Source organism: Achromobacter sp. GD03932 (assembly GCF_029839485.1).
GTDB lineage: Bacteria > Pseudomonadota > Gammaproteobacteria > Burkholderiales > Burkholderiaceae_B > Achromobacter > Achromobacter bronchisepticus_A.
The window spans coordinates 233,841-246,147 of record NZ_JAOCAT010000004.1 but is presented as its reverse complement, the minus strand read 5'-3'; the positions used below and the strand labels follow the sequence as shown (position 1 = coordinate 246,147).

The window sequence follows — 12,307 nt, the reverse complement described above, 5'->3', positions numbered from 1 at the left end:
GCGCTTCAGGCCGGCGCCGGGGCTTCCAGGCCTTGCAGGTAGCGGTGGATTTCGGTGTTGTCGACGCCGGCGGGCATGTCGGCAAGCGCGCGCTGCCACAGCGCCGTGCACAGCGACAGCTGCGAGGCCGGAACGCCGGCCAGGGTCTGCAGCGCATCGGCGGTGCGCAGGTCCTTGGCCATCAGCGCCAGGGCAAAGCCGCCGTTGTAGCTGCCGGGCACGATGAACTGGCGCAGCTTGGTTTCGGTGGCGACGTTGCGGCCGCTGGAGGCGTTGAGCACGTCGGTGAACACTTCCAGGTCCAGGTCCATGCGCTGCGCGATCAGGAGCGCTTCGCTGGCCGCCAGCAGGCCGGCCGCGTAGACGTAGTTGTTCAGCGCCTTCATGGCATGGGCGGAACCTACGGCGCCGGTGTGGATGAGCGAAGCCCCCATGCGCGAGAGCAGCGGGCGCACGCGCGCCAGGCCCTCGGCATCGGCGCCCACCATGATGGCCAGGGTGCCGGCGGCCGCCTTGGCCACTGCGCCCGACACCGGGGCATCGATGAGCGTCACGCCTGCCGCGCGCAACAGCGGCGCCAGCCGCAGCGTTTCGGCCGGGTTGGACGAACCCATGTCCAGCAGCACGGAGCCGGGGCGCATTACGCCCGCCAGTCCGTGTTCGCCTTCGATCACCGCGTTGGTGACGGCGCTGTCGGGCAGCATGGTGATGACCACGTCGCAGGCGGCCAGCGCCTGCAGGCCGGCGGCCGGTTTGAGCGTCTGGTTCCAGGCGGGGTGGTCCGCCAGGCGCTCCAGGCGCGCGGGGTCGCGGTCATACGCCAGGATGTTGTAGCGCTCCTCGCCGCGGGCGAGGTTTTCCAGCATGGGCAGGCCCATCATGCCCAAGCCCACGAAACCTACTGTGAGAGTCATGCATTCCCTTTATCGAATCGTCCTGGAAAGCGCGCCAGGAGCCATCTGGGATGCTAATGAAAGCGTGATTTCAGCGCTTATGCTAAGTTGGCCAGGGGTTATAACAAACGATTATCGGATCAGCCATGCGATTCAAGCTCAGGCAGATGGAAGCGTTCCGGGCGGTGATGCTGACCGGTTCCATGAACGGCGCGGCCAAGCTGCTGTTCGTGTCGCAGCCCGCGGTCAGCCGCCTCATCGCCCATACCGAGCAAAGCCTGGGCCTGCAACTGTTCGAACGCGACAAGGGCAAGCTCACGCCCACCCCCGAAGCGCAGCGTCTGTTCCAGGAGGTGGGGCCGTTGTTCGACGAAGCCCTGCGCATCGACGAACTGGCGCGCGACCTGGCCGAGCGGCCGGAGGGCGCGTTGACCCTGTGTTCCAGCCCCAGCCTGGCGTTGAACTTCGTGCCGCCCGTGATCGCGCAGTACATGGAGCTCTATCCCAACGTCAGGCTCAAGTTCCACACCACGCTGCTGTCCGACATGGCGCACGAGCTGTTGGGGCGCAAGGCGGAATTGGCCGTGTCGGTGCTGCCGATAGACCATCCCAACCTGGTGGTCGAGCCGCTGGCCACCGGCGAGATGGTTTGCATCCTGCCGCAAGGCCATGCCCTGGCCGCAAGGCGGGCGGTCAGCCTGGCCGAGCTGGCCGAGTGCCGGCTGATCCTCTACAACCGCAACATTCCGTTCGGACAGTTGGTGGCCGCGGCCTTCCAGCGTGCCGGCGTCAGCTGGAATCCGGCCGTGGAAATCGTGCGCGCCGAGCTGGCCTGCGCCCTGGTGCGGGTGGGCGCGGGCGTGGCCATCGTCGATGAGTTCTCGGTCGGGCAGCAGGGCTGGCCCGGCGTGGTGACGCGGCCGCTGCGCGAGTCCATCCCGCTGTCGCTCAGTCTGGTGCGTTCGCGCTTCGAGCGCCCCGGCCGGCAGGTGCAGCGCTTCGTGCGCCTGATCAAAGAGCACGCGCGGACCTCGCGCAAACCGGGCCGAGCCCGGCCGGCGGCCTAGCCGGCATCCGCAGGGAACGGACAGCCGGCGCATTTTCCGGACACGCCTGTTGGACCTGGCGCAAGCTTGCCTCGAATAAACGCAGTTTGCGGATAGCGTCGGCCGGATCCGGCTAACGCGGCCGCGGCGCGCGGCGCCAGTATTCGCCTCACTCAATCAGCCTACGGTGAGGTGATGCGATGAAGGGTCTGGACAATAAAGTGGCCATCGTGACCGGCGGCGCCACGCTGATCGGCGCGGGCGTGGTCGCCGCGCTGCGCGCCTATGGCGTGCGCGTGGCGCTGTTCGATATCGACGCGGCCGGCGGCGAACGCGTGGCCGCCGCCGATCCGGCCGGCACGCGCTTCTGGCCGGTGGACATCGCGGAGGACGCGCAACTGGAACGCGGCGTGGCCGATGCCGCGGCGCATTTCGGCCGCATCGATTTTCTCGTCAACCTGGCCGCGACCTACCTGGACGACGGCGCCGCATCGGGTCGCGCCGACTGGCTGCGCGCGCTCGACGTGAACGTGGTCAGCGCCGTGATGGCCGCGCGCGCGGTCCATCCGCATCTGCTTGCCGCCGGCGGCGGGGCCATCGTCAATTTCACCAGCATCTCCTCGCGCGTCGCGCAGACCGGACGCTGGCTCTATCCGGTGTCCAAGGCGGCGCTGCTGCAGGTCACCCGCAACATGGCGATGGACTATGCCGCCGACGGCATACGCGTCAACTCCGTGTCGCCAGGCTGGACCTGGTCGCGCGTGATGGACGAGCTGACGCAGGGCGACCGCGCCAAGACCGACCGGGTGGCCGCGGACTACCACCTGCTGGGCCGCGCCGGCGATCCGGCCGAAGTGGCAGAGGTGGTTGCCTTCCTGCTTTCAGACCATGCCAGCTTCGTCACCGGCGCCGACTACGCGGTGGACGGCGGCTATTCCGCCATGGGCCCCGAACAGGCCAAGCCCGCGATTCCGCGCCTGGCCGCCTAGCCATACAAAGGAGAACAGACATGCGTCGAATCGCGATCGTGGGTGGAGGGCAGGCCGGCCTGCCCCTGGCGTTGGGACTGCTGGACAAAGGGTATGAAGTGACTGTCGTCACCAACCGCGAGCCGGACGATATCCGGCGCGGCAAAGTGATGTCCAGCCAGTGCATGTTCGATGCCTCGCTGCAGGTCGAGCGTGACCTGGGTTTGAACCAGTGGGAGGCCGACTGTCCGACCGTCGACGGCATCGGCCTGGCGATACCGCATCCTGAGCGGCCCGGCCACAAGCTGATCGATTGGGTCGCGCGCCTGGACCGTCCCGCGCAGGCGGTGGACCAGCGCATCAAGATGCCGGCCTGGATGGAACTGTTCGCCGCGCGCGGCGGCCGGCTGCTGATCCAGGACGGCGGCGTGGCCGAACTCGAATTGCTGGCGGCCTCGCACGACCTGGTGTTGCTGGCCGCGGGCAAGGGCGAGGTGGTCAAGCTGTTCGAGCGCGATGCGCTGCGCTCGCGCTTTGACCGGCCGCAGCGCGCGCTGGCGCTGACCTATGTGCACGGCATGCGCCCGGCGCCGGAGCATTCGCGCGTCGCCTTCAACCTGATTCCGGGCGTGGGCGAGTACTTCGTGTTCCCGGCGCTGACCGTCAGCGGTCCCTGCGAGATCATGGTGTTCGAAGGCGTACCCGGTGGTCCGATGGATTGCTGGCGCGACATCAAGTCGCCGCAGGAGCATCTGGCGCAAAGCCTGCATATCCTGCACGCCTATCTGCCCTGGGAGGCCGAGCGCTGCAGCGCGGTGGAGCTGACCGACGCCAACGGCATCCTGGCCGGCAGCTTCGCGCCCACGGTGCGCAAGCCGGTGCTGACCTTGCCGTCGGGCCGGTTGGTGTTCGGCCTGGGCGATGCGGTGGTGACCAACGACCCGATCACGGGGCAGGGATCTAACAACGCCACCAAGGCCTGCGCCGTGTACCTGGACGCGATCCTGTCGCATGGCGACGCCACCTTCACGGCGGAATGGATGCAGCGCACCTTCGAGCGTTTCTGGGACTACGCGGGCGCGGTGGTGGAATGGACCAATTCGATGTTGTTGCCGCCGCCGCCTCACCTGCTCAAGCTGCTGCAGGCCGCGGACCACACGCCGGCGATCGCCAGTACCATCGCCAACGGCTTCAACCATCCGCCGTCGCTGTACCCCTGGTGGGGCGACGCCACGGCCTGCGAAGCCTTCATCGCGGCGCAGCCGGCGCGGGCGGCGGCATGAAGCCCGATTGCGCGGCGGGCCTGCCCCTGGACTGGGGCTGCACCGATCTGCACCCCAAGGTCCTGCGCGGCGTGCTCGGCAGCTATCCGACCGGCGTGGCCATCGTCGCCACGCGTTGTCCGGACGGCCGCCGGGTCGGGCTCACCATCAACTCCTTCGCCTCGCTGTCGCTGGACCCGCCGCTGGTGTTGTGGAGCCTGGTGAACCATTCGCCCAACCTGGCGGCGTTCCGCGATTGCAGCCACTTCACCATCAGCGTTCTGGCCTGCGGCCAGGAAGAGTTGGCAATGCGCTTTGCCAGTTCCGCGGTGCCGGACAAGTTCGCGGGGGCGCCCGTGCACGACGTGCCGGAAGGCGTGCCCGCCATCGAAGGGGCGGTGGCCACCCTGGTCTGCGCCAACGACCAGCAAAGCCCCGCGGGCGACCATCTGCTGTTGTTCGGCCGGGTGCTGCGCGTGGCCAGCGTGGCGGCCACGCCCCTGGTGTTCCATGCCGGGCGCTTTACCGCGCTGACCGCCGCGTAGCGGCCCACTTTCATCGGAGCGCATCATGCCCCTGGAGTCAGAGGCGCAGGTCATCATCGTCGGCAGCGGCATGAATTCGCTGGTCTGCGCCGCCTTGCTGGCGCAGCGCGGCAAGTCCGTGCTGGTGCTGGAACGCAACGACAGGCTGGGCGGCTGCATCCGCACCGAGGAGCTGTTCCCCGGCTACCGCCACGACGTGCTGTCCTGCTGGTATCCGCTGTTCATGGGCAGCCCGGCCTACGCGGCGCTCAAGCCCGCGCTGCACGAGGCCGGGCTGGAATTCATGCAGGGCGAGTACGCCACCGGGTTGGTGCTGCCCGACGGCTCGGGCCTGGCCTTGAAGCAGGACGTGGCGGACAGCGCGCGGCGGCTGGATGCCTGGGCGCCCGGCGACGGCGCGGCCTTCGGCGCGATGGCGCAGCGCCTGTTCGGCGAGGACGCGGCGCTGACCTTCGGCCTGCTGGGGCAGAACCCCTACGGCGCGGGCATGCTCAAACTGCTGTTCGGCGAATGGCGCAAGCGCGGCATGGACGGCCTGGCGGCCTTTGCCGCCGACTCGATGGAGAGCTTTCGCCGCTGGTCCGAACGCGCGCTGCAGTCGGATGCCGCGCGCGCGCTGATCGCGCCCTGGGTGCTGCACACCGGCCTGGGTCCGGACGATGCCTGTTCCGCGCTGATCGGCAAGCTGACTTTCGCAGCGGTGGTGGCCGGCGGCATGCCGGTGGTCAAGGGCGGCGGCAGCGGCGTGGTGGACGCGCTGGCCGCCGTCATCGAACGGCACGGCGGCCGCTTGCAGACTGGCGTCGAGGTCGAACGCGTCATCACTAGCGGCCAGGGCAAGCGGCGCCGCGCGGTGGGCGTGCTGGCGGGTGGACGCGAGTATCGCGCGACAGAAGCCGTGGTCTGCAACGTGACGCCCGGCCAGTTGTACGGACAGTTGCTGCCCGATGCGCCACCCGCCGTGCGCGAACGCGCCGCCGGCTATCGCTACGGCCGCGGCGGCATGCAGATCCATTTTGCGCTGAACGCGCCGCCGGACTGGCTGACGCCGGAGCTGCGCCACGTGCCGCTGGTGCACCTGACCGAGAGCATGGAGCAGGTCTGCGCCTCGGTGACCGAGGCCAACAACGGCCTGCTGCCCGCGCGTCCCACCCTGGCCATCGGTCAGCCCGTCGCGGTCGACCCCACGCGCGCGCCGCCCGGCGGCTGGATCCTGTGGGTGCAGATGCAGGAACTGCCGGCGCGGATCAAGGGCGATGCCGCGGGCGAGCTGGCCGCGCCCGCCGACGGCCGCTGGAACGAGGCCTTGCGCGAGGCGATGGCCGACCGGGTGCAGGCGCGCATGGAGCGCGTGATGCCAGGTCTGGCGCGGCGCATCGTCGGCCGGCGCGCGTACTCGCCGGCCGACCTGGAAGGGCTGAACTGCAATCTGGTGGGCGGCGATCCCTACTCGGGCGTGTGTTCGCCCGACCAGTTCTTCTGGCTGCGGCCCTTTGCCGGCGGCCAGGGCGCGCGCGGCCACCGCACGCCGCTGCGCAATCTCTTTCACATCGGCGCCGCCACCCACCCGGGCCCCGGCCTGGGCGGCGGCTCCGGCTATCTCGTCGCACAACAAATAGGCAGGAGGGGAACATGAACGGACACCTGAAACTCCGGCGGCTGGCCAGCGCCTTGGCATTGGCGCTGGCCAGCGCGGGGGCCCAGGCCACCGAGGGCGGCGGCCTGGGCATCTACCCGGACGGCCTGGAAAACTTCATGTCGGGCGCGCTGCCGCCGCCGGGCGTGCACATGCTGGTCTATGCCGGCGGGGCGCGCTACGACACGCTGCGCGGCAATGACGGCCAGCGCGTGCCGGTGCCCGGCTTCAAGGTGGACGTCAACGTGCTGGCTCCGCGCCTGATCTGGGTCACGCAGCAGCAGGTCATGGGCGGACAGCTGGCCTTCCATGCCATCGCGCCGCTGCTGGACGTGACCGCCAAGGCGGCCGGACAGCGCAACCGCAGCACCGGCCTGGGCGACATGACGCTGGGCGTGGCGCTGGGTTATCACCCGTCCGAAAGCCTGCATTACGTAGTGGGGCTGGACATGTACGCACCCACCGGCGAGTACGACCGCAAGGACCCGTCCAGCCTGGGCAAGAACTACTGGACCGCGCAGCCGGTGTTCGCATTGAGCCGCATCAGTCCGGACGGTTTCAACGCCGACCTGAAAGTCATGTACGACTTCAATTTCACCAATTCCGCCACCGACACGCGCTCGGGCCAGGCCCTGCACGCCGACTACGCGCTGGGCTGGGGCGTGGGCAAGGGCTGGGTGCTGGGGGTGGGCGGCTACGCCTTCCAGCAGGTCACGGACGACAGCGGCCCCAATAGCGCCGCCGGCCGCGCCCGGGCTTTCGGCTTCGGTCCATCGGTGCGGTACATGAATGAAAAGGGTTGGCTGTTTACTGCGAAGTGGCAGCAGGATTTCAAGGTCAAGAACCGGCCCGAAGGGGCGCAGTTGTATGTGAAGCTGGGGATACCGTTCTAGGCCTGGCGGCAGCACTGGAAGGCCCTGGCTGTCGGTCTCAGCAGGGCTGTTCTGCTGGTATCGTTGCGCTGTCGACGGGACGGGGCAGGGTCATGAATCTGTACGAAGCGATACGCTGGGGCAACGAATCCGAGGACCCGTACACAGGTGGTCCGGATGGCGCGGATACCTGCTTCCTGGTGCGGGCGGAATCTGTCGAAGAGGCCGGACGGCTTGCGGATGCGGCATTGCGCGGCGCCCAGGGCGGGCTGGCGGACTGGGCCCAGGTTCTGCACTTGCTCGGCACGGAACAGGCCACGGACAGTGAGCCTCGCATCCTGCGCGGACCCTATTTGCAGCACGCTTACCGGTACGGCTGGCGTCACTGGAGCCGGGACGAGGCGATGGCGCCGTGGATTGAACAGCCGTAGGCCCGGGGCGTTCAGCGTGCAGACCTGTTCCGCCGTTCGATCTCCGCTACGGCCAACAGGATGACTTCGGCCTTGACCAGCGAGTCGTCGCTGTCGGCTTTTTCCAGCAGGTCATCGATCTGCGCGCGTAGATAGCGGCAGTCGCTGGGTTCGCCTTTGGGATTGATCTTTTTTACCTCGACCCGTATCCGGGAGACCCAGTCGCGCTCGGCCTGAGCTAATTTTCCCAGACGTACTTGACGCTTGTTTGCCGCCGCGACCGCTACTTCGGTGCCCACGGCATCCATCGTCAGGAGCGCAAGCTTTCTTCCATCCAGGGGAGCCTGAGAGAGCGGCTTGTCCAGGATCGCTTCCGCCGTTGCCAGCGACGACAGTTTATCGAGGTCCGCGCTTGGAACCTCGATGGCGCAGGCGCCAGCAGCTGCGATGTGCGAGGCGGCCCGCTGGCCTTGCGAGAGTTTCTGCAGGCGGGGTGACAAGCCATCCACGGCCGCGCGCCTGGCCTTGGCGTTTGCCTCGCCCGAGCGCAAGGCGTCACTCGAAGCCTCGAACGCCTTCATTTCGGCATCCTCCCCGGCAGATGCAGGGCTCATGACCAGCGACACGCAAAGAAGAAGACTGCTTTTCAGTGTTTTCATCGCGTTTCCTTGCAGGGGCTGCGCCGGACCGGCGGACTTTCTTCTGCGCGAGTTTCGTGGAAACACGGGCTCCGCGCCATAGAGGCCGGCAAACCAGCCAAGCACGCGTTGTTGGGATGCAACTGCAAGTCCGCTCCCGCATGGGGGCTTCGGGCTTCACTCATCAATCCGCCCGATGTTGGAATAGCATGCGGCTTGGGGATTCGCGCAGCAGATGCGCACGGGGAACGTGATGAAAAGAACAATTTCGGCGCTGGCGTTTTGCTTGTGCGGCGGATTTGCCGCGGCACAGAACACGGGCAGCAGTTTTGAAGTGCAGGAGCCGATGCGCGACTCGTTGGGCTTTCCGATGGGGAGCGATGGCGGTCAGGAGTGGCTGGGCGACAAGGCGGTCGCGCACATGGGTTTCATTGCCGCTTGCAAGCTGTATCCGGCAGACGGGCCGGAGGTCCAGGGGATGGTGGCCATGGCCCTGGCGCAAGCGAGCCTGGGCATGGACCTGGCCCGCGCGCCGACGGACCCGGCCGCGCTGCGCGCCAGGCTCTCCCAGCGCTTGAATTCCCAGGAAGGGCGCAAGGACGCGGCGGAAAAAATCCAGGCCATGCGCAAGCGGGTCCTTGCCGAGCAGGCGCATGCGGGCAAGTTGATAGACGCCTCCGTGGGTTTCACGGGCAAGAATCCGAATCCTTGCGAGCTTGAACGGCACTACGCGCGTCAGTTCCTGACAAAGCACAAGGACGGCGCCATGAAGGCCGCTCCCAAGATCAATCAGCTCGCGCGTGAGGTCATGGCGCAGGATGCCTCTGCCAAGGCCAAGCCGGCCGCGCCAGCCCGACCCTGAAGCGGCGCCGCTTCACCCGCGCCGCCGCAGGCTCTGACTTGGACTTACGCCGTAGCGTTCCTTATATCCGGCGCTGAAGCGCCCCATGTGCGCGAAGCCCCAGCGCAGCGCCACGCCGGCGATGTTGCGGCTTTCGCCCGAGACCAGCTCGGCGTGCGCGCGCTCCATGCGCAGGTCGCGCAGGTAGTGCATGGGACTCACGCCCAGGAATTCCTTGAATCCCGCGTACAGGCTGCGCACGCTGACGCCGGCGATGCGCGCCAGCTGTTCGGCGCTGACGGGTTCGTGCGCGTGCGCCTGCAGGTAATCCTGGACGCTGCGCACGTGGCGCGGCAGCACCGCGCCGCGGCGGCCGGGCAGGGCGCCGGCATAGTTATGGGGCTGGGCCGACAGCAGGGTGGCGGCGACCAGCTGTTCCATCTGGTGCACGATGAGCTTGTGCTCGGCCAGGTTGGCATGCTGCGTCGAGCAGTCCAGCAGATAGCTCATCAGGCAGCGCCAGGCGGGACATTCGCGCCAGCGGAATCCCAGCTGGAAACGCAGCGGCCGGTCCAGCGCACAGCCCAGATGGCCCACCAGCGTGCGTTCCAGCAGCGAACGGCCCACGCGCAGCATGAACTGGTCGTTGTCGTCGGCCCAGCGCATGGCCAGGTCGTCGTCCGGGCTGACGACCGAGGCGACCTCGGGCGTCGAATCCAGCTGCTGGGGGCCGCTGCTGATGCGGGCGCAGCCCGACAGCGGCATCTGCACCAGGAAGAAGTCCTCCAGCGGACCGGGACGGATCTCGACGTTGGCGCCGTAGCGCAGGCGGTTCAGCGAGACCTCGCCCAGCGGCTGGTGGTGCATGCGGGCGTCCAGGCGCTGCAGCGCGCCGACCACGCCCAGGTGGTGCGGACGCATGACGCGGCCGACCATGGAACGGGCTTCGTCCAGATCGCCGGAGGCGAACAATTGCTGCGCCGGCAGGCCCAGGACCGACTCGATCCGCGGCGCGGCCGGCGGCCAAGTCGTGCTGGTGGCGGACTGCATCGTGTCGAGCATGGGGAAACTCCACTGCCGGGGCCTTGAAGGCTTTGATAGTAAAGCTGCGCCGGACAGGGCGGACTGGTGGAAAACCCGTCCAGAGGCAGGGGACGCTATCCGTTTTTTGCGGCGGCTGTCCGGTGTGCGCAGAAAAACAGTCCAGATTTATATTGACAACCAGTTTCCATAGTTGGAAACTGGTTGTCAATTAAACCGAAAGACCGGGAGGCCAGCAATGAATCCAACCAAGGAAGAACGGCTCACCGGGGTGATCCTGACCTTGTTCCAGTTGAACGGCGCGCTGCTCGATTGGGGCGATGCCTTCGTCGCGCCGCAGGCGCTGACCAGCGCGCGCTGGCAGATGCTGGGCGCCCTGGCGTTGGCGGGACAGCCTCTGAGCGCGCCGCAGGTCGCCGCCGCCATGGGCGTGACGCGCCAGGGCGCGCAGAAGCAGCTCAACCTGCTGTCCGAGGCGCAACTGGTGGAGGTCCGCCCCAATCCGCAACACAAGCGCTCGCCGCTGTACCGGCTGACCGATGAGGGGCGGCGCGTCTATGGCGCCATCGACGCGCGCTGGAAGGAGCGCGCGCGCCAACTGGCCGGCGGCTTCAGCGCCGCTGAACTGGAAACGGCGGGGAGGGTGCTGGCGGGCCTGCTGGCCGCGCACGTTCCCGCGCACGGGGAGCAAGGTCATGAAACATAGAATCCATGCCGCTGCCGCCATGTCGACGCTGCTGTTTCTGGCGGCGTTCTGGATTTCAACGGTGGTGTCCGAACTGTTCCTGACCGCGTCCGCGGTGGCCCAGGTCAAGCTTGCCATCGCGTATGCGCTGTTGGGTTTCGTGCCCGTCATGATGCTGACCGCCGCCAGCGGTTTCCTGATGGGCGGCAAGGGCAGGCATCCGCTGCTGTTGGCCAAGCGCAAACGCATGCCTTTCATCGCGGCCAATGGTTTGCTGATTCTGGTTCCCGCGGCGGTGTTCCTGGCGCTGCGCGCGCAGGCGGGCTTGCTGGATGGGGTGTTCTACGGGGTGCAGGCGGTGGAGCTGGCGGCAGGCGCGGCCAACCTGACGCTGATCGGATTGAACATCCGCGACGGCCTCTGGCTGGGCCGCTTGCGGCGGGGCGCGCGAGAACAGGGCCGGTCCTAGCCTCCCGTCCCGCTGTGCGGGGCGAGAGGCCAGCCGGCCCGGTTGCCTCAGTGCATCTTGCCGTAGCGGCCGGCGTTGAAGTCCTGGATCGCTTCAACGATCTCCGCCTGCGTGTTCATCACGAAGGGGCCGTAGCCGACCACCGGCTCGTCGATGGGCTCGCCGCTCAACACCAGGAACACCGCGTCGTTGTTGGCTTCGACGGTGATGTCCTCGCCCTCCAGGGAGAACAGCGCCAGCTGCGCATCGCGCGCCACGGTTTCGCCGTTGACCAGCACCGTGCCGCGCAGCACCACCAGCATGCTGTTGCGGCCCTCGGCGACGGGGAAGGTCGCCGACTTGCCGGCGGCCAGCCTCACGTCCCACACGTCCATCGGCGTGAAGGTGCGCGCCGGTCCCGCGTGGCCCGCGTAATTGCCCGCGATCACGCGCAGCGTGCCCGCGCCGTCAGGCAGTTCCACCGCCGGGATGTCCGCGTCGAGGATGCCCTGGTAGCCGGCCGGCGCCATCTTGTCCTTGGCGGGCAGGTTGACCCAGAGCTGCACCATTTCCAGCTCGCCGCCCTTGCGGGTGAAGGCGTGGGAATGGAATTCCTCATGCAGGATGCCGGAGGCCGCCGTCATCCATTGCACGTCGCCGGGACCGATGACGCCGCCGTTGCCGGTGGAATCGCGGTGCTCGACTTCGCCGCTATAGACGATGGTCACGGTTTCAAAGCCGCGGTGCGGATGCTGCCCGACGCCGCGCGGATGCTCGGCCGGCTCGAACTGCGCCGGTCCGGCGTAGTCCAGCAGCAGGAACGGGCTGGTGTTCTTGCCTTTGTCGTTGTAGGAGAACATGGAGCGCACCGGGAAGCCGTCGCCCACCCAGTGGGGACGGGGGCTGGCATGCAATCCGAGGATCTTCTTCATGGTCGTATTTCCTGTTGCGCGGCCCCATCGGGGCCGTTCGTCATGATTAATAAGATAAGGGCGCCACCTCTTCGGCGGTAGTCCCCGGCA

Annotated in this window: 14 protein-coding genes; 10 read left to right on the top strand and 4 right to left on the bottom strand. The window is 67.9% G+C overall.

What is annotated here, in order from left to right; all coding sequences use genetic code 11:
* Positions 1-5: 5 nt before the first annotated feature.
* Entirely contained in the window at positions 6-914 is a 909-nt protein-coding gene (locus tag N5C88_RS05910) for an NAD(P)-dependent oxidoreductase (protein WP_280014961.1), read from the bottom strand.
* 125 nt (positions 915-1,039) lie between these two features.
* Between N5C88_RS05910 and N5C88_RS05905 the strand changes: the two genes are divergently transcribed.
* The 7 genes from N5C88_RS05905 to N5C88_RS05875 all read left to right on the top strand — a co-directional run bounded on the left by N5C88_RS05905 (position 1,040) and on the right by N5C88_RS05875 (position 7,653).
* Complete coding sequence (locus N5C88_RS05905; protein WP_118933974.1) at positions 1,040-1,960, top strand: LysR family transcriptional regulator; 921 nt, start codon at positions 1,040-1,042, stop codon at positions 1,958-1,960.
* A gap of 179 nt (positions 1,961-2,139) precedes the next feature.
* A complete protein-coding gene (locus N5C88_RS05900; RefSeq protein ID WP_059379361.1) occupies positions 2,140-2,928 on the top strand; it encodes an SDR family oxidoreductase in 789 nt (262 codons plus the stop codon).
* A gap of 20 nt (positions 2,929-2,948) precedes the next feature.
* On the top strand, positions 2,949-4,190 hold the full coding sequence (locus tag N5C88_RS05895; protein WP_059379362.1) for a styrene monooxygenase/indole monooxygenase family protein: 1,242 nt from the start codon (positions 2,949-2,951) through the stop codon (positions 4,188-4,190).
* Positions 4,187-4,714, top strand: coding sequence for a flavin reductase family protein (locus tag N5C88_RS05890; protein WP_059379363.1), 528 nt, complete (start codon positions 4,187-4,189; stop codon positions 4,712-4,714). The genes N5C88_RS05895 and N5C88_RS05890 overlap by 4 nt, the downstream gene beginning before the upstream one ends.
* Before the next feature lie 25 nt (positions 4,715-4,739).
* Positions 4,740-6,350 (top strand): NAD(P)/FAD-dependent oxidoreductase, encoded by a 1,611-nt coding sequence (locus tag N5C88_RS05885; protein ID WP_280014959.1) that lies wholly within the window; start codon positions 4,740-4,742, stop codon positions 6,348-6,350.
* The gene (locus tag N5C88_RS05880; RefSeq protein WP_251880725.1) at positions 6,347-7,243 is read left to right on the top strand and encodes a transporter; all 897 of its coding nucleotides are present in this window, start codon (positions 6,347-6,349) and stop codon (positions 7,241-7,243) included. The genes N5C88_RS05885 and N5C88_RS05880 overlap by 4 nt, the downstream gene beginning before the upstream one ends.
* Positions 7,244-7,335: 92 nt before the next feature.
* Entirely contained in the window at positions 7,336-7,653 is a 318-nt protein-coding gene (locus tag N5C88_RS05875) for a hypothetical protein (RefSeq protein ID WP_280014957.1), read from the top strand.
* 11 nt (positions 7,654-7,664) lie between these two features.
* Here N5C88_RS05875 and N5C88_RS05870 read toward each other — a convergent pair whose 3' ends face one another.
* Positions 7,665-8,291 (bottom strand): hypothetical protein, encoded by a 627-nt coding sequence (locus N5C88_RS05870; protein ID WP_280014956.1) that lies wholly within the window; start codon positions 8,289-8,291, stop codon positions 7,665-7,667.
* A 232-nt stretch (positions 8,292-8,523) separates the two neighbouring features.
* Between N5C88_RS05870 and N5C88_RS05865 the strand changes: the two genes are divergently transcribed.
* On the top strand, positions 8,524-9,132 hold the full coding sequence (locus N5C88_RS05865) for a hypothetical protein (RefSeq protein WP_280014955.1): 609 nt from the start codon (positions 8,524-8,526) through the stop codon (positions 9,130-9,132).
* Between the two features lie 12 nt (positions 9,133-9,144).
* On the opposite strand, the gene N5C88_RS05860 is transcribed toward N5C88_RS05865, so the two are convergent.
* Entirely contained in the window at positions 9,145-10,173 is a 1,029-nt protein-coding gene (locus tag N5C88_RS05860; protein WP_118933968.1) for an AraC family transcriptional regulator, read from the bottom strand.
* A 217-nt stretch (positions 10,174-10,390) separates the two neighbouring features.
* Here N5C88_RS05860 and N5C88_RS05855 point away from each other — a divergent pair, with 217 nt between their 5' ends.
* Together N5C88_RS05855 and N5C88_RS05850 are read left to right on the top strand one after the other, a co-directional pair.
* Entirely contained in the window at positions 10,391-10,858 is a 468-nt protein-coding gene (locus N5C88_RS05855) for a MarR family winged helix-turn-helix transcriptional regulator (protein ID WP_118933967.1), read from the top strand.
* On the top strand, positions 10,848-11,306 hold the full coding sequence (locus N5C88_RS05850) for a hypothetical protein (protein WP_280014954.1): 459 nt from the start codon (positions 10,848-10,850) through the stop codon (positions 11,304-11,306). The genes N5C88_RS05855 and N5C88_RS05850 overlap by 11 nt, the downstream gene beginning before the upstream one ends.
* A gap of 47 nt (positions 11,307-11,353) precedes the next feature.
* Here the strand turns inward: N5C88_RS05850 and N5C88_RS05845 are convergent, their stop codons facing one another.
* Complete coding sequence (locus tag N5C88_RS05845; protein WP_118933965.1) at positions 11,354-12,217, bottom strand: pirin family protein; 864 nt, start codon at positions 12,215-12,217, stop codon at positions 11,354-11,356.
* Positions 12,218-12,307: the final 90 nt, after the last annotated feature.